Origin of the sequence: Streptomyces sp. Isolate_45 (assembly GCF_024721315.2) — a bacterium.
Lineage (GTDB): Bacteria > Actinomycetota > Actinomycetes > Streptomycetales > Streptomycetaceae > Streptomyces.
In genome coordinates, this window is record NZ_JANFAK020000172.1 from 1 (window position 1) to 16,280 (window position 16,280).

Annotated in this window: 11 protein-coding genes; 5 read left to right on the forward strand and 6 right to left on the reverse strand. The window is 71.3% G+C overall.

Translation table 11 applies throughout. The features are described from left to right. Nucleotides 1-193 precede the first annotated feature (193 nt). From NOD94_RS34390 to NOD94_RS34400, 3 genes are all read right to left on the reverse strand, one after another. On the reverse strand, nucleotides 194-523 hold the full coding sequence (locus NOD94_RS34390) for a hypothetical protein (RefSeq protein WP_281210130.1): 330 nt from the start codon (nucleotides 521-523) through the stop codon (nucleotides 194-196). A gap of 191 nt (nucleotides 524-714) precedes the next feature. Continuing rightward, a complete protein-coding gene (locus tag NOD94_RS34395; RefSeq protein ID WP_281210131.1) occupies nucleotides 715-1,941 on the reverse strand; it encodes a SpoIIE family protein phosphatase in 1,227 nt (408 codons plus the stop codon). Nucleotides 1,942-2,125: 184 nt separating this feature from the next. Beyond that, nucleotides 2,126-3,013, reverse strand: coding sequence for a LysR family transcriptional regulator (locus NOD94_RS34400; protein ID WP_281210132.1), 888 nt, complete (start codon nucleotides 3,011-3,013; stop codon nucleotides 2,126-2,128). A 147-nt stretch (nucleotides 3,014-3,160) separates the two neighbouring features. Between NOD94_RS34400 and NOD94_RS34405 the strand changes: the two genes are divergently transcribed. Next, nucleotides 3,161-3,832, forward strand: coding sequence for a hemerythrin domain-containing protein (locus NOD94_RS34405; RefSeq protein WP_281210133.1), 672 nt, complete (start codon nucleotides 3,161-3,163; stop codon nucleotides 3,830-3,832). 85 nt (nucleotides 3,833-3,917) lie between these two features. Further along, nucleotides 3,918-5,123 (forward strand): FAD-dependent oxidoreductase, encoded by a 1,206-nt coding sequence (locus tag NOD94_RS34410; protein ID WP_281210134.1) that lies wholly within the window; start codon nucleotides 3,918-3,920, stop codon nucleotides 5,121-5,123. Nucleotides 5,124-5,285: 162 nt separating this feature from the next. Here the strand turns inward: NOD94_RS34410 and NOD94_RS34415 are convergent, their stop codons facing one another. Further along, complete coding sequence (locus NOD94_RS34415) at nucleotides 5,286-6,947, reverse strand: PucR family transcriptional regulator (protein ID WP_281210135.1); 1,662 nt, start codon at nucleotides 6,945-6,947, stop codon at nucleotides 5,286-5,288. 347 nt (nucleotides 6,948-7,294) lie between these two features. Between NOD94_RS34415 and NOD94_RS34420 the strand changes: the two genes are divergently transcribed. After that, entirely contained in the window at nucleotides 7,295-9,697 is a 2,403-nt protein-coding gene (locus NOD94_RS34420) for a molybdopterin cofactor-binding domain-containing protein (RefSeq protein ID WP_281210136.1), read from the forward strand. A 59-nt stretch (nucleotides 9,698-9,756) separates the two neighbouring features. Here NOD94_RS34420 and NOD94_RS34425 read toward each other — a convergent pair whose 3' ends face one another. Further along, nucleotides 9,757-11,484, reverse strand: coding sequence for a thiamine pyrophosphate-dependent enzyme (locus NOD94_RS34425; protein WP_281210137.1), 1,728 nt, complete (start codon nucleotides 11,482-11,484; stop codon nucleotides 9,757-9,759). 277 nt (nucleotides 11,485-11,761) lie between these two features. Here NOD94_RS34425 and NOD94_RS34430 point away from each other — a divergent pair, with 277 nt between their 5' ends. Together NOD94_RS34430 and NOD94_RS34435 are read left to right on the forward strand one after the other, a co-directional pair. Beyond that, nucleotides 11,762-13,000 carry a cation:proton antiporter gene (locus NOD94_RS34430; RefSeq protein WP_281210140.1) on the forward strand — a complete coding sequence of 413 codons (1,239 nt, stop codon included), beginning with the start codon at nucleotides 11,762-11,764 and terminating at the stop codon, nucleotides 12,998-13,000. Between the two features lie 141 nt (nucleotides 13,001-13,141). Continuing rightward, the gene (locus NOD94_RS34435) at nucleotides 13,142-14,419 is read left to right on the forward strand and encodes a peptide ligase PGM1-related protein (protein WP_281210138.1); all 1,278 of its coding nucleotides are present in this window, start codon (nucleotides 13,142-13,144) and stop codon (nucleotides 14,417-14,419) included. 75 nt (nucleotides 14,420-14,494) lie between these two features. Here the strand turns inward: NOD94_RS34435 and NOD94_RS34440 are convergent, their stop codons facing one another. Next, nucleotides 14,495-15,925 (reverse strand): DUF2252 domain-containing protein, encoded by a 1,431-nt coding sequence (locus NOD94_RS34440; RefSeq protein WP_281210139.1) that lies wholly within the window; start codon nucleotides 15,923-15,925, stop codon nucleotides 14,495-14,497. Nucleotides 15,926-16,280: the final 355 nt, after the last annotated feature.

The window sequence follows — 16,280 nt, forward strand, 5'->3', positions numbered from 1 at the left end:
CCCCCCCCCCCCCCCCCCCCCCCCCCCCCCCCCCCCCCCCCCCCCCCCCCCCCCCCCCCCCCCCCCCCCCCCCCTCGCCGGTTGATCCGTGCACGACTGCTGCCGTGCCGCTCCCGCTGCCCGTCGGTGGGCTTCGGGTTCGCGCTCGCCGCGATGGTCGCGGGACGGTTGCCCGCCCCACCCCCACCCGGCTCTACACGGCGCGCACGTTCTCGGTTCCGTCGATGACCGGGAACAAGTCGCGGATCGCCGTGAGGGTCATGCGGCGATCGAGCTGCGCGGGCAACGGGCCCACCAGCACGAGGCGGCCGCTTCGCAGCAGGAGCAGCATCAGGGTGAGCATGGTGGAGTCGGCGAAGGTGACCTGGCGGACGTCCAGGACGATCCGGCGGACGTCCGGGTCGGCGGCGGCCGCCGCACCCGCGGACTCCAGCGAATCGAGGCCGTAGTACTCGAATTCCCCGGCGCACACGATGACTCGGACCCCATCGGCGTCCGGCTCCACTCGTACCTGCTGTTCCATCTGCTACCTACCCCCTGTCGCACGGCGTCGCATCGATCCTCACCCGTCGCATGCCCGCATCCGGCGATCCAACCGCCGTGGCCGTGAGGGGAACATCGGAGCGATCACGTCCGGAGGCCGCTGACCGCAGGCGCCGTTCCCCGACGCCCTCGCGCGGTCGGGGCTTCGGCCGGCGCTCGGCGACACCGCGTTCAGAGCCGGACGATGACGAGTGCGGAGTCGTCGGTGGCTCCGCCGGGCGGGAGGAGGTCGAGGAGGATCGCGTCGGCGAGGGCTTCGGGGCGGGCTCCCTGGTGGCGGGTGAGGGCGTGCGCGAGGCGAGCGAGTCCGGTGTCGATGTCCTCGCGTCGGCGTTCGATCAGTCCGTCGGTGTAGAGGACGAGGGTGTCGCCCTCGGCGAACCCGGTGACGGCCTGGGGGCGTGCCACGTGTTCCGGGCGGGCTCCCAGCGGGGGGTCGGTCGCCTGGTCGAGGAACTCGACACCGCCCCGGGTGTGGAGCAGGGCGGGCGGGAGGTGTCCGGCGCTGCTGTACGTGAGGGTGTGGGTGTCCCAGTCGATGTAGGTCTCGACGGCGGTGGTGTTCTCCGCGCCGCTGACCGAGCGGGCGTACAGCCCGAGGGCCTCCAGTGCCTCGGCGGGGCCGTCGGCGACGAGGGAGGCGGCGCTCAGGGCGCTGCGGAGCTGTCCCATGATGCCGGCGGCGTGCAGGCCGTGGCCGACGACGTCACCGACGGCCACGGCGATGCGGTCTCCGGGCAGGTCGACGAGGTCGTACCAGTCGCCGCATACGTTGAGGGCACCGACGGCGGGCCGATAGCGGACGGCGGCGCGGTGGTGGCCGATGTCTCCGGGGGCGGGCAGCATGGCCTCCTGCAGGGCGAGCGCGACCTCGCGTTCGCGAGTGTGGGCTTGCCGTAGTCGCTCGTTGACCTCCTGCAGTTCCCGGGCGCGGGTGTACAGCTCGGCTTCCAGGACCCGGGGTCGGCTGCCGTCAGGGGCACCACGGGCCGCAATGAGCTCGGTGACCTCCTCCACCCGGTGCACGATCAGGACGACCCGGCCGTCGGAGTCGATGACAGGGGCGTTGACCGGGCTCCAGTAGCGCTCCTCCCACTCGCCGGACCGCTCCGAGGACTCGACGTCGTAGCGCTGCAGCGCCATACCGTCACGCTCGGCAGTCGTCAGGACCCGCTGGAGGGAGGCCAGCAGGTTTCGGCCACCGCTCGCGGTGGGATCGTTCGGGTTGTCCGGGAACACATCGAACAAAAAGTGGCCCACCACCTGTTCGCGGGTGCGCCCGGACGCGTGCAGGAACGCCTCGTTCGCGTCGGCGAACACCAGCTCGGGGGTCAGCAACGCCACCATGCCGGGCAGGGCGGTGAACACTGCTCCGTAGTCGATCTCCGGATCCTTCATGCCCAGCCCGCCTCAGCGCCCGCGACCCCCGGTGATCTCCACGATAGGGCGCGCGCGGCATTCCCGCTGCCTCGCACAGGGGCGCGCCGTGCCGACCCAGGGCGCGACCGGCGCCGCTGTCGAGGCCCTGCGGGCTCGCCGTCCGCGATTCCGCGCCCACCCGGGCGGGGCATGGCCGGGCGGGTCAGAAACGGACCGTGCCGAGGTCGCGGACGGTGTCCGCCAGGGCGCGGACGAGGTCGTTCTCGGCTTCGGTCCGCCAGACCAGGGCGAAGGACATGGCCGGCAGGTCGGGGATGGGCAGCCACCGGAGGTTCGGCATTCCCCAGTACCTGGTGACGTGGCTGGGGAAGCCGTGGATGATCTCGCCCATGCTGACCAGGTTGATCAGCTCGTCGGCGCTGGTCACGGCCATGGTTCGCTCGATGGTCCGGCCTCGTGGGGTGTGGAAGGGCAGGTAGCTGTCCTCCCAGTAGTCCGCCATGCCGGGAGCCGTGGCGTGCGGGAAGTCGGCGAACGTTTCCAGACGTACGTGGTCCCGTTCCGCGAGGTCGTGTCCGGCTGTCACGGCCAGGATCCGGGAGTCGGTGCACAGGACCGGCCCCACGGTGAAGTCCGGCTCGTCCACGGGCAGCCACACGACGACGACGTCCATGTCCCCGGCGCGGAGTCGGCCGAACACATCGCTGAAGGGTGCCGGCCTGATCCGGAGTTCCCACTGGGGGTGTCTCGTTCGGAACGCCTTCCAGTAGGCGTGCAGGTCGACGACGTTGAAGGGCAGCATGCCGACGCGCAGTTGTGCGGTGACGCCGCGCGCGGCCAGCCGGGCGCGCTCCAGGGATTCGTGCAGCCCCGAGTAGACCGGTCGCAGGTCGTCACGGAACTGCCTGCCGATCTCGGTCAGGCTCACCGTGCGGCTGGTGCGGCTGAACAGTTCGGCACCGATGCGCCGCTCCTGCTTCTTGATCGCCTGGCTGACGCGCGCCTGGGAGACGTGCAGGCGCTCCGCCGTCCGGCCGAAATGGAGCTCTTCCGCCAGCACCAGGAAGATCTCGATGTCCCGCAGCTCCACCGGTGCCCCACCTCTCCGGCGATAACCCAACGGTTATCGAACAGCGCGGAATTCTACATTGATCATCATCGTGTCTCGCAAGAGGGTTGGGGCATGCGATCCGAGCGGCCCGACCGAGATGCCCGACCACAACAGGACTGCGGTTTCGTGTGGTGCAGGTACCTCTCGGAGCCGATCGCGGGCAACGCGATCGACCTGACCGTGGTGTGGGCGGCGCACGCCGCCCTGCGTCGGGAGTTGGTCCATCTCGACCGGGTCACCACCGCCGTGAACGATGACGCGGGACGCGTGTTGTCCCGCGCCGCCGGATGGAGGTTGCTCAAACAGGCCCTGCACGCCCACCACAGAGCCGAGGACGACGTGCTGTGGCCGGCGCTGCGCCGAACCCTGGCGGACCGGCCACAGCAACTGGCCCTCCTGGAGGCACTGGAGGCCGAGCACGCCGTCATCCGCTCGGTCATCAAGGCCATCGACGCCGCTCTGGCCGATCCACAGGTCGATCCCCTGCGGTTGGGCGACTTGGTGGACACCCTGGTCACAGGCCTGGCCGGGCACCTCGACCATGAGGAGGAGGCGGCCCTGCCCTTGATCCAGGGGGCGTTGACGGCCGAACAGTGGGACCGGTTCAGCCACGTTCACGCCCAACACATCGCACGTTACGCACGGGATCTGCTGCCCTGGCTGGTGGCCGGAGCCGACGAAGCCACGGTGGAGAAGCTGCTCGCTCCCCTCCCCGCGGCCACCCGCTCCGCCTTCACCGACGAATGGCTGCCGGCCTACCTCGCTCTGGAGCGCTGGGGACCCGGGAGCGCGCACTGACACCGCACGCGGTCCGGCGGACGTCCTCGCTCGCCACTCACGCGGCTCTCCGTTGGGCCGCACTCATCGAAAAGGAACTGGGATCATGAACAGCAACACGCACGTGATGGTGATCGGTGGCGGGTACGCGGGGGTCATGGCGGCCAACCGCCTCACCCGGCGCCGCGACGTGACGGTGACACTCATCAACCCGCGCCCCTCGTTCGTCCACCGCATCCGTCTGCACCAGCTGTTGGGCGACACCGACAGCGCGGTCGTCGAGTACAGAGAAGTCCTCACGGAACGCGCGTCCTTGCTGGTCGACACCGTGACCCGGGTCGACGCGGCAGGGCGCAGCGTGCAGTTGGCGTCGGGCGACAGCCTCGGATACGACTACCTGATCTACGCGGTGGGCAGTGGCAGCGCCGACCCGACCGTGCCCGGAGCCGACGAGTATGCCTACCCGATCGCCACCCTCGAGGACGCGCAGCGGCTGCTCCCGGTACTCGACACCGCGCCCGCGCGGGCCGCGGTGACGGTCGTCGGCGCCGGTCCGACGGGCATCGAGACCGCCGCCGAGCTCGCGGAGACGGGGCGCGCCGTGACCCTGGTGTGCGGCGGGGTGCTCGGCCCGTACCTGCACGCCCGGGGCCGGCGCTCGGTCGCGCGCCGGCTCGCCAAGCTCGGGGTCGGCGTGCTCGAAGGCCCGGACACGAAGGTGACGGCCGTGACCCGTGACGCCGTACAGCTCAGTGACGGCCGTACGCTGCCGAGCGAGGTGACCGTCTGGACCGTCGGCTTCGGCGTGCCGGACCTGGCCGTGCGCAGCGGCCTGAGTACCGATGCCGTAGGACGACTGCTCACGGACGAAACCCTGACCAGCGTGGACGACGACCGCATCGTCGCGGCCGGCGACTCGGCGGCGCCGTCGGGCCTGTCGCCGCGGATGAGCTGCCAGGCGGCGATGCCGATGGGGGCGCGGGCCGCCGACACCGTGCTCAGCCGGATCGGGGGCGAGGAGCCCGCCACGTTCAACCAGGTCTTCGGCGCCCAGTGCATCAGTCTGGGCAGGCGTGCCGGCATCTTCCAGTTCGCCGACCGGTTCGACGACGCGGTGTGGTTCAACATCGGCGGCGTACCCGGCGCGAAGCTCAAGGAGCTCGTCTGCAAGGTCGTCGTCAAGCACCTCGCCGACGAGGCGGGCGAGCCCGGCGCGTACAAGCTGCACCTCAAGACGCGCGGCGGCACCCGCCGGCAACTGGTCCAGGACGGGCGGCCGGAGCACGTGGCCGGCCCCGAGCGGGCGATCTGAGGCGATCCGAGCATGACGTCCCGGCTCTGATGGTCCCCCCGGACGCCGCGGCAGGAGGGTGGCGGGGCCGGCCGCACCAGTGTCACCGGGAGCGGTAACGGCTCCCCCTCCTGCCGAGGGTGGCGCCGTTCCGCCGCCCGCACGGCTCGCGGGGATCGCCGATCAGCCGGATCTCAAGGCCGCCAGGAAATCCAACCTGGTTTCGAGGCGGGACAGATCACGGCCGGTGAGCTGTTCGATCCGGTTCACGCGGTGGCGCAGGGAGTTGGCGTGCAGGTGGAGCCGAGCGGCGCAGACGGTCCAGGACCCGTCGCAGTCGAGGAAGGCGCGGAGCGTGTTCAGGAGGTCCGTCCGGTGCCGTCTGTCGTGATCGCGCAGGGGGCCGAGGAGACGGTCGGCGAAGGCCCGCAGGGTATCGGCGGGGATGAGGGGGAGCAGGGACAGGATGTGCGTGGTGAGGTCGTCCGAGCCGCGTACGGCCACCCGCTCGGGGCCGGCCAAGGCTATCCGTAGGGCGTTCCGGGCCTCTTCGAGCGCGCGGCGGGCGTTCCCGGGTTCGTCCACCGGAACGCTGACACCGACGCACACCCGGTCCGTCGGGCCGAGCCACCGCGCCAGTACCGCCGAGAGCAGGCGCTGAAGGGCGGAGCAGTCGAGCGACGGGTCGGGATCGTCGGGCGTGGGCTCGGGGACCAGGGTGAGGAGGACGGCCTGATCGCCGTCGACGGTCGAGGCGATGTCCTGCGGTGACACCCGCACCGGGCCGTCCGGTTGGAGCAGGGCCTCCTCCAGGAGCAGGCGCAGGGCCGCGGCGGGAATGGGGCGCCCCTCCTGCCATTGCCCCGAGACGACCACGAACTGTTCGCGCGGCCAGGTCAGTTGTCCACTGACGATGGATTGCGCGGTGCTGCGCAGCCGCACGGGTATCTCCTCGGCCGGCACGGTGCCGCGCAGCAGTTCCAGGGCCCTGCCGGCCAGGTCGCGCAGTGCTGCCTTCGACTGCTCGTGCGCGGATCGCGCGTCGGCGACCAGTTCGACGAGCCGGTCGAGGAGTCCCGCGTCCGGCGCGGGCCAGTCCGACGTGTCGGCCTCGATGACAACGAGCCAGTCACCCAGCTCGTCGGCCCGCGGATCCGCCCCGATGGCGTCACGCACGTCGCGCACAGGTACGAGGGAATAGGGCCGGCTTCCGACCGTCACCACGTGGGGGGCCGCCCCGCCCGCGCGGCGCGCGGCCAGGTAGCGCGCGGTCAGTGCCGTCGCCGTCCCGGCGCGCAGCGGTGGCCGGACCCCGGATATCTGACGTCCGGTCGCGGACAGGACCCGTACGTCGACGCCGAGGCTCTCCCGCAGGAGATCCAGCACCAGGTCCGCGGAACTCCGGTCGGCGAGGAGCATCCGGTGGCGTTCGACCACGGCAGCGAGGTTGCCGACGCCGTCCTGGCGGTGCAGACGCCGCAGGACGTGTTCGGTGATCGCGGAGAACGAGGTTTCCGGTCGCACGGCGACGAGGGGGAGGCCGTGGCGGCGGCAGGCGCGCACGACGTCGTCCGGGACCAGTCCGTGTTCGACCTCGCCCGCGGCCAGGGCCGTGACACCCGCCAGGGCGAGGACACGTACGAAGGCCTCGGCGTCCCCGTCCTCGTGCCACCAGGCGAGCCCGGTCAGGACGAGTTCGCCGCCGGTGAGGAAGCGGCCGGGATCGGCCCTGTCGATGATCGGGACGGCGGATATGGCTCGATCGAGCAGGTCTTCGTCCGTCTCCGCGCCCGCGAGCGGACGCAGTCCCAACTCGTCGATGTTCAGCAGTTCGCGTAGCCGCATGATCGTCACCCTCTCACGCCGTGCCAGGTGCGGAACATGGATCACCACAGCTCACGGCGCCGACGCGGTGGGAAAGCACCGCCGTCCACAGGCGGTGGCGTAGCCATGTCTGAGTGATCGGTGACTGACACGTTCCGCTGTTCGCGCTGTCTACTTCTGAGCGTTCGGCCGAGAACGACCGGCGAGTTCAGGCCCCGGAGCGGCCGAATCGACACGGGTGGGGAGCGCCGCGCGGCGTGCCACGTACGGGGGTCGTGGCACCGGCTCTCCCCGGCCCCGTCGCATCACATCCGCAGCATCCGCAGCATCCGGAACATTCGCGAACGTCAGGGAGAGGCGGTCCACTCATGGCCGGCACCACCAGAAGGATTCCCACCGGAATCCCCACCAACGTCACCCAGGGCTCGGGGCCCAGGGGCGGCATCGGCGAATCCACGCTGCGCCCCGACGGCACCCTCAAGGTGACCGGTGAGTTCGCGTACTCCTCGGACATGTGGCACGAGGACATGCTGTGGGGCCAACTCCTGCGGTCCACGGTCGCCCACGCGGACATCGTCTCCATCGACACCTCCGAGGCCGCCGCCGTGCCGGGGGTCCACGCGGTGATGACGTACGACGACCTGCCGGCGCCGATGAAGCACTACGGCATGGAGTTCCAGGACACCCCGGTCCTGGCACACGGCAAGGTACGCCACCACGGTGAGCCGGTCGCCCTCGTGGCCGCCGACCACCCGGAGACCGCACGCCGCGCCGCCGCGAAGATCAGGGTCGAGTACCGGGAGCTGCCCGTCATCACCGATGAGGCATCGGCGACCGCCCCCGACGCCGTACTCGTGCATGAGAACCGCGACGACCACCACTGCGGTCACGTCCCGCACCCGAACATCGTGCACCGCCAGCCGATCATCCGCGGCAACGCGGCAGAGGCCGCGAAGCGCGCCGACGTCATCGTCACGGGCGAGTACACCTTCGGCATGCAGGACCAGGCCTTCCTCGGCCCGGAGTCCGGCCTGGCCGTACCCTCCGAGGACGGCGGCGTGGACCTGTACTGCGCCACCCAGTGGCTGCACTCGGACCTCCAACAGATCGCCCCCGTCCTGGGCCTGCCGCCGGAGAAGGTCCGCATGACGATGGCCGGAATCGGAGGCGCGTTCGGTGGCCGCGAGGACATCTCGATGCAGATCCACGCCTGCGTCCTCGCCCTGCGCACGGGCAGGCCGGTCAAGATCGTCTACAACCGCTTCGAGTCCTTCTTCGGCCACGTGCACCGCCACCCGGCGAAGCTCTCCTACGAGCACGGCGCCACCAAGGACGGCAAGCTCACGCACATGAAGTGCAGGATCGTGCTCGACGGCGGTGCCTACGCCTCGTCCACGGCCTCGGTCGTCGGCAACGCCGCGTCCCTCTCGGTCGGCCCGTACGTCATCGAGGACGTCGAGATCGAGGCGTTGGGCCTCTACTCGAACAACCCGCCCTGTGGCGCGATGCGCGGCTTCGGCGCCGTCCAGGCCTGCTTCGCCTACGAGGCCCAGATGGACAAGCTCGCGGCGAAACTCGGCATCGACCCGGTCGAACTGAGGCAGCTCAACGCCATGGAGCAGGGCACGGTCATGCCCACCGGCCAGGTCGTGGACTCCCCGGCCCCGGTCGCCGAGCTGCTGCGCCTGGTCAAGGCCCGACCGCTGCCGCCGGTGCGCCAATGGGAGGACGCCGACGGGGCGGCGGACGTCCGCGCGCTGCCGGGTGGCCTGTCCAACACCACCCACGGTGAGGGAGTCGTCCGCGGTGTCGGCTACGCGGTCGGCATCAAGAACGTCGGCTTCTCCGAGGGATTCGACGACTACTCCACCGCGAAGGTCCGCATGGAGGTCATCAACGGCGAGGCGGTGGCCATGGTCCACACGGCCATGGCGGAGGTCGGCCAGGGCGGCGTCACCATCCACGCACAGATCGCCCGCACCGAACTCGGCGTCCAACAGGTGACCATCCACCCCGCCGACACGCAGGTGGGTTCGGCCGGCTCGACCTCGGCGGGCCGCCAGACGTACATGACCGGCGGATCCGTGAAGAACTCCTGCCGCATCGTGCGCGAGCGGGTCCTGGAGATCGGCCGGCGCAGGTTCGGCGCGAGCCACCCGGGGTGGGGGAGCTCCGAACTGCGCCTGGAGGGCGGCAAGGTCGTCACGGACGGCGGCGAAGTCCTCGCCTCCCTCGCGGACGTCCTGGAGAACGAGGCCGTGGAGATCGAGGAGGAGTGGCGCCACCGCCCCACCCAGCCCTTCGACCTCGTCACCGGCCAAGGCGACGGCCACGTCCAGTACTCCTTCGCCGCGCACCGCGCGGTCGTGGAGGTCGATACGGAACTGGGCCTGGTCAAGGTCGTCGAGCTGGCCGTGGCCCAGGACGTGGGCAAGGCGCTCAACCCGCTGTCCGTGGTCGGCCAGATCCAGGGCGGCACCCTCCAGGGCCTGGGCGTCGCGGTGATGGAGGAGATCATCGTCGACCCGAGTACCGCGAAGGTGCGCAACCCCTCCTTCACGGACTACCTGATCCCGACCATCCTCGACACCCCGACGATCCCGGTCGACTACCTCGAAATGGCGGACCCGAACGCGCCGTACGGGGTGCGGGGCATCGGTGAGGCCCCGACCCTCTCCTCCACGCCGGCCGTGCTCGCCGCGATCCGGGCGGCGACCGGCCTCGAACTGAACAGGACGCCGATCCGCCCCGAGCACCTCGTCGGAGCCTGACCGGCCCCGGCGGAAGATCCGCATCCTGGGCGCACGCCTCGGGGCGCACGGGGCAGCCGTCACCCTTCGCGGCCGGTGAGGTTCTCCTTCAGTTTGGCGATGGCGAAGCCCCACCCCTGGGCCGCGGTGGGCTTCGCCGGTACGGCGATCTCCTCGGGATTGGTCAGGACGTCCAGCACGACGGGTCCGGGCGTCTCCAGGGCGCGGCGGACGGCATCGTCCAGATGGTCCGGGTCGGTGACACGGATGCCGGTGATGCCGAGCGCGGTGGCGACGGCGGCGAAGTCCGGGTTGTCGAGTTCCGTGCCGAACTCGGGCAGCCCCGCCTGTTCCTGTTCGAGCTTGACCATGCCCAGGCGACGGTTGTCGAAGACCACCAGCTTGACCGGAAGGCGGTACGTCTTGATCGTCATCAGGTCCCCGAGCAGCATGCTCAGGCCCCCGTCACCGCAGAAGGCCACCACCTGCCGCTCGGGTGCCCACAGCTGCGCCCCGATGGACTGCGGCATCGCGTTGGCCATGGAGCCGAGGTTGTAGGAGCCGATCAGGCGCCGTGAGCCGTGCATGGAGACGAAGCGGGAGAGCCAGACGGTCGCCATGCCCGTGTCGGAGGTGAAGACCGCGTCGTCGGCCGCGTGCGCGTCCACCGCCGCTGCCAGCGCCTCGGGACGGATCTCGTGATCGCGGTTGTCGAACACCGCCCGCAGTTTGCCGGTCCAACGGTGTTCGTGACGGGGGTCGGCCAGCCGCCCCTGACCTTCCCGCCAGCTCTCGAACCTTTCCACCGCGTCTTCGAGGTGGGCCCGGTCCGAGGCCTCGTCCAGCAGCGGCAGCAGGGCGCGCAAAGTGGCGCCGACGTCACCCGCCAGGCCCACGTCGACCGGGACCCGTCGGCCGAGGCGCTCCTCGCTGGTGTCGATCTGGACCACCTTGGCGTCTTCGGGGTACCAGTCCCGGTACGGGAAGTCGGTGCCCAGCATGAGCAGGGCGTCCGTACGGTCCAGAGCGTGCGCGGCGGCGGGGTTGCCGATGAGCCCGGTCTGACCCACCTGGAAGGGGTTGTCGCCCTCGAAGCCCTCCTTGGCCTTCAAGGTCAGCACCATCGGCGCGGCGAGGTGGTCGGCCAGGCGAAGTACCTCGTCCCGGGCGTCGCGGGCTCCCCGCCCCACGAGCAGGGTGACGCGGGAGGCCGCGTTCAGCAGGTCGGCCGCGTCCGCGAGCGCGGGGTCGTCCGGGCGGGTCACGGGCCGATCGAGAGCGAATCGGGCGGGCCGGTCCTGCGGCACTTCCTGGTCGCCCAGGTCGCCGGGGATCGTCAGTACCGCTACGCCGCTGCGGCTGATCGCGGCCCGCACCGCGGATTCGAGCATCCGCGGCATCTGTTCCGGCGAGGTGACGGTGGCGCGGTAGACGGCGACGTCCCGGAAGAGCAGATCGTTGTCGACCTCCTGGAAGTAGTCGCTGCCGATCTCGGCCAGGGGGACCTGGCCACAGATCGCCAGCACCCGGGCGTGGCTCTTGGCCGCGTCGTACAGCCCGTTGAGCAGGTGCACGGAACCAGGACCGACAGTGCCCATGCACACGCCCAAGGTGCCCGACAGTTGGGACTGCGCGCCGGCCGCGAAGGCCGCCGCCTCCTCGTGCCGGCACCCCACCCAGTCAAGGTCCTCGGTGGTGCGAATGGCGTCGGTCAGGGGGTTCAGGGCGTCGCCGACGACGCCGAAGACGTGCTGAACGCCCAGCTCCTTCAGCGCGTCGACGATCACGTGAGCGACGGTGCGTGCCACTTCGATGCCCTTCGTTCGGTGCGGTTCCCCGGCCGAGAACCACTTGCGGGGAGACGGCCGTCATCAGCCGTCTCCCGGTCGCATGCCCCGCCGGCCGGCCCTGATGCCACCCCGACCGCGGGTCGCGGGTCGCACGGTCGTGGCCGACGGCGCCGCACTCGTCCGCGAAAGCGGACGGGTGCGCCGCGGCTGCCCGTCGCAAGATCGGGTAGGCGGTCACGACGAGGGTTTCCCCACGGGAAAGGTGATCGGCTTGCTCGGTTCGACCGGGATCGACATGGTTTACGCCTGCGCGGGGTTGGGGGCCCTGTGCGCGGCGGTGCTGCCGTCCGCCCTGGCCAAGCGGCCCCTGTCGTTGCCGATGGTGTTCCTCGCGGCGGGATTCCTGGTGTTCCTGCTGCCGCTGGACGCGCTCCCGACGCTCGATCCCGTCCGGCACCGAAGCGTGGTGGAGCACCTCACGGAGATCTGTGTCGTGGTCGCGTTGATGGGTGCGGGGCTTGCGATCAACAGACCCCCGGGATGGCGCGCCTGGTCGACGACGTGGCGGCTGCTGGGCCTGGCCATGCCCCTGACGATCCTGTTGACCGCGGCGCTGGCGGGGTGGCTGGTGGGCTGGCCGCCGGCTGTCGCCCTGCTGGTGGCGGCGGCCCTGGCTCCCACCGACCCGGTACTGGCCGCGGAAGTACGCGTGGGCGAGCCGACGGACGAAGAGGACGACGAGGACGAGGTCCGCTTCGCGCTCACCAGCGAGGCGGGCCTCAACGACGGTCTGGCCTTCCCGTTCGTCCTGGCTGCCATCGCACTGACCACGGCCTCGGCGACGGGCTGGTCCACGGACGGGCTCCGGCACTGGCTGTGGAGCGACATCCTGCTGCGCAGCGCGGTGGGACTGGCGGTGGGGCTCGGCGTCGGGCGGCTGCTCGGCCGGATGTTCTTCCAGGCATCCTGGAAAGCGCTGCGGCTTTCCGAACACCGCGAGGGCTTCGTCGCACTCGCCGCGACCTTCACGGCCTACGGGCTGACGGAACTCCTCCACGGCTACGGCTTCCTCGCCGTCTTCGTCGCGGCATGTGCCATCCGCAATGCCGAACGCGCCCACCGGTACCACCGCGTCATGCACGCCTTCACCGACCAGGTCGAAAGGCTCCTCACCGCCGTCATCCTCTTCCTCGTCGGCGGGTTCATCGCCGATGGCGGCCTCTCGGCACTGACCTGGCGCGGAGCCGCTCTGGGGCTGGTGCTCTTCCTGCTGATCCGCCCGGCCGTCGGCTGGGCCGTTCAGATGCGGGGAATCGCCACGGGGAAGGAGCGAGCCGCCATCGCGGTGTTCGGCATCCGTGGCATCGGCTCGTTCTTCTATCTCGCCCACGCCCTGGGCGAAGCCGACTTCGCCGCCCCCGCTCGCGAGCTGTGGGCCGTGGTGACCTTCACCGTGCTGCTCTCGGTACTCCTCCACGGCGTCGCGGCCACACCCGTCACGGCCCGGCTGGACCGCTCGGCCCCGGAAGGCTGAGAGGCACACACGAGGCGGGCCGATCGTGGGCGACGGGGTACACGCGGGACGAGCCGCCGCACCGACCGCAGCGGCTGATCCCATACTGACGGTGGACGGCCGCACGGCGGGCGGAGGAGCGGGCGGAGGAGCGCAGTGGTGATGGATACGGGACCGGTTGTCGTGTTCGCGAACTTCCTCTCGGACCTGGCGGTGGACCTGGACGAGGGGCGGATCCTGACGCAGTGGGCCCAGCAGGCACCGCGGAAGGTGTGGCTGCTACGACCGGGGGACGGCTTCGTCACTCCCGTGCCGCTGAGCCGGGAGTTCCTGCGGTACGCGTACGACCTGACCGGGGTACCCGCGGAGTCGGTGGCTGTCATCGAGGTACCACCCGCCGGAGCCGTTCCGCTGGCTCGGGCGGTGCGCGAGGCCGGCCTCATCGAGCACGTCCGGGCTCTCGCCGGTGACCGGGGTGCGGCGCTGCTGCCGACGGCGCTGGACGCCTCGGCGGTCGCGTTCGCCCGAGACGTCGGCCTCGGGGTGCACCCGTACCCCACGGTCGAGGCCGCCGAGGCCGCCCTGAGGATGACCATGCTGCTCAACACGAAGGCCGGGTTCCGCGAGACGGCCGGACGACTGGGCATGCGGCTGCCCGCGGGGCGCGTGTGCCGGCGCCCGGAGGCCGAAGGCGTGGCGCGCGAGCTCCTGCGGGACCACGAGGGCGTCGTGGTGAAGCCCGACCGTTCGGCCGGAGGGCACGGGATGCGCTTCGTGTCCCGCGACGACCTGAGGGGCGGGGCGAGCCTGCCGCTCGCTACGGTCGGTGGGCCCGAAGGCCTGTGGGTGGTGGAGGAGTGCCTCGACGTGGCCGAGTCGGTCAGCGTCCAGCTGGAGGTGACCCCCTCCGGGCCACGCGCGCTCTTCAGCGGTGCGATGCGTACGGTTCAGGGCTCCTTCACGGGATACGTCTCTCCGCTGCCGCCGTCCTGCGCACACGTGGCCGGCGAGCTGGAGGAGTGGGGCACCGCCCTGGGTCGCCACCTGGCCGACCACGGCTACGCCGGGCCCTTCGGGCTCGACGCCCTGGTGGCCACGGACGGCATCGCGTACGCGAGCGAGAGCAACATCCGTCGAACGGCCACCACGACCCCCCACAGCATGATCACCCGGCTGACCGGGGGACATGCCGGACCACACCCGGCGTGGTCGGTGTCGAAGGGCTGGACACGCAGTCCCATGGACTTCGAAGGAGCCCTTGCCCGGCTGCGCGCGTCCCGCCTCGCGTTCGATCCGGATCGCGGCGAGGGCGTGGTTCTCTACGCGGACGCGCCGCCCGACGGCCGGTCCTGGCGGTACGCGGTGATCGACCGGAGTGCCGGGGACGTGGAGGAGCAGGAAACCGCGTTGGCCGAGGTACTCGAATTCGACGGCGGCTGACCCCCACGACACCGGTGCCGTGGTCCGGGCCGACCCGGTCCCGCCGGGCGGTCCGTCGGCGCGTCAACCCACGCGTCAGCCGGCCGGGAGTTCCGCCGCCGGCAGGCGTCCCGTGCGTACCGCTTCGACCAGTGCCCGGTGGTCACGCTCGTTCTGGTCGGCATAGGCCTCCGCGAAGGTGACCAGTGCCCGGTCGAAGGAGCCGCCGCCGCCCAGATAGGAGGCGATCGCGATCCGGTCGCCCGACCGGGCGTGCGCGCGGGCCAGGGTCATGCCGCAGATGTCGCCGAACACCGCCAGCTGTTCTGGCGACATCGTCTCCGGCATCGCGATGCCCTTCCAGTCGCGCAACTGGCGGATGTAGAAGTCGCGACGCCTGCCGTCGATCCCGTCGACCCGTTCCCAGCCGAGGAACATGTCGCTGGCGGCCTGCATCAGCCGTTGTCCCGCGACCACCCGCTCGCCCTGGTTGCGGTACTGGCTCGCCCCGACGTGGTCGGCGAGCACGGAGGTGCCGGCCTCCTTGGCCTGCAGGAGCAACGGGTCCCCGCCGTCCCGCCCGAGCAGCAGGAAGATCCAGCACCGGGTTCCCACGCTGCCGACCCCCACCACCTTGCGGGCGACGTCCCGTAGCCGGTAGTCCCGCAGCAGGTGGCGCCGGTCGGACGGCAGGGTGAGGCCGTACCGCTCGATGAGCCCGCTGAACTGACTTTCCAGCGTGGCGCGTTCGGCGTCCGGCAGCAGATCGGCCGCCGGTACGAGCAGCGGAGGGTCCGGCGCGATCATGGCTTGGCCGTCGACCATCCGGGTGAGCTTGCCGAAGACCTGCAGCGTGTCCCGGGTGCGTGCCCTCTCCATGGCGCGGTCCAGCTTCAGCCGGCCCTTCTTGTGGAGCCGGCCCGTGGCCAGCTCCTTGAGGCGGGCGGCGTCGATCTTCGAGTACCAGACGTCGAGGTTCCCCATGTCGGCGAAGCGGATCATCGCTTCCCGGTACGAGCGCACGGTGCGGCTCACGACGCGGGCGCGCTCGGCGTCGTCGAAGCCGTTCGCCCTGCCGGCGATGACGAAACTCGTCGCCAGTCGTTTGACGTCCCACTCCCAGGGGCCCGGCAGCGTCTCGTCGAAGTCGTTGATGTCGAACATCAGCTCCCGCTCCGGGGATGCCAGCAGCCGGAAGTTCAGCAGGTGTGCGTCTCCGCACAGCTGGGCGGAGATCCCGGAGTCGGGAGTGCCCGCGAGGTCGGATGCCATGACCGCGGCGGCGCCCCGGTAGAACCGGAACGGGGACTCCATCATCCGGCCGTATCGGATCGGCACCAGCTCCTGCACCCGGGTCGCGGACTGCGCCTCCAGGATCGCCAGCGGGTCCCGCCCGTTCTCGGAGGGCTCGTACGCCGCGTGTCCCGAGCGTGGTGAGCGGCGCCTGGCCTCCCTGCCGCGTGCCGCACGTTCGTCGGCGGTCGCGTGGAGCGACGCGCGCATGGCCGTGGTTGCCTGCTGATGCATCCGAGGCCCTCCTGCCTGGCCCTACGGCCGTCGAGCCGCCCCGGTACCGGGGGCCGGCGCGGTTCCCGCGCCGCCTGCCGCCCACGGGCGGGGTGTGAAGGATCGGGGCTCCTCGCGGTGGGGTACCGCACCCTGCGCTGCCTCACGGGGCGCCTGAGCGGTTGCGGAGCCGTCTGGGGTCCGCGGGTGACGGGCCTCCTTGCAAACCCTAGATCCGTCCCGGGCGCCCCGCACGGCAACGCGGGTTCCCCGGCCCCCGGAGCGCCGGGGGGGGGGGGGGGGGGGGGGGGGGGGGGGGGGGGGGGGGGGGGGGGGGGGCGCGGGGGGGGCCGGCGCCGTTGTTATATTGGCTTTG

Coding starts and splice junctions, on each gene's coding strand:
- NOD94_RS34440 (WP_281210139.1), bottom strand. CDS start 15,925: ATGCATCAGCAGGCAACCACGGCCATGCGCGCGTCGCTCCACGCGACC.
- NOD94_RS34420 (WP_281210136.1), top strand. CDS start 7,295: ATGGCCGGCACCACCAGAAGGATTCCCACCGGAATCCCCACCAACGTC.
- NOD94_RS34390 (WP_281210130.1), bottom strand. CDS start 523: ATGGAACAGCAGGTACGAGTGGAGCCGGACGCCGATGGGGTCCGAGTC.
- NOD94_RS34395 (WP_281210131.1), bottom strand. CDS start 1,941: ATGAAGGATCCGGAGATCGACTACGGAGCAGTGTTCACCGCCCTGCCC.
- NOD94_RS34410 (WP_281210134.1), top strand. CDS start 3,918: ATGAACAGCAACACGCACGTGATGGTGATCGGTGGCGGGTACGCGGGG.
- NOD94_RS34430 (WP_281210140.1), top strand. CDS start 11,762: ATGGTTTACGCCTGCGCGGGGTTGGGGGCCCTGTGCGCGGCGGTGCTG.
- NOD94_RS34415 (WP_281210135.1), bottom strand. CDS start 6,947: ATGCGGCTACGCGAACTGCTGAACATCGACGAGTTGGGACTGCGTCCG.
- NOD94_RS34435 (WP_281210138.1), top strand. CDS start 13,142: ATGGATACGGGACCGGTTGTCGTGTTCGCGAACTTCCTCTCGGACCTG.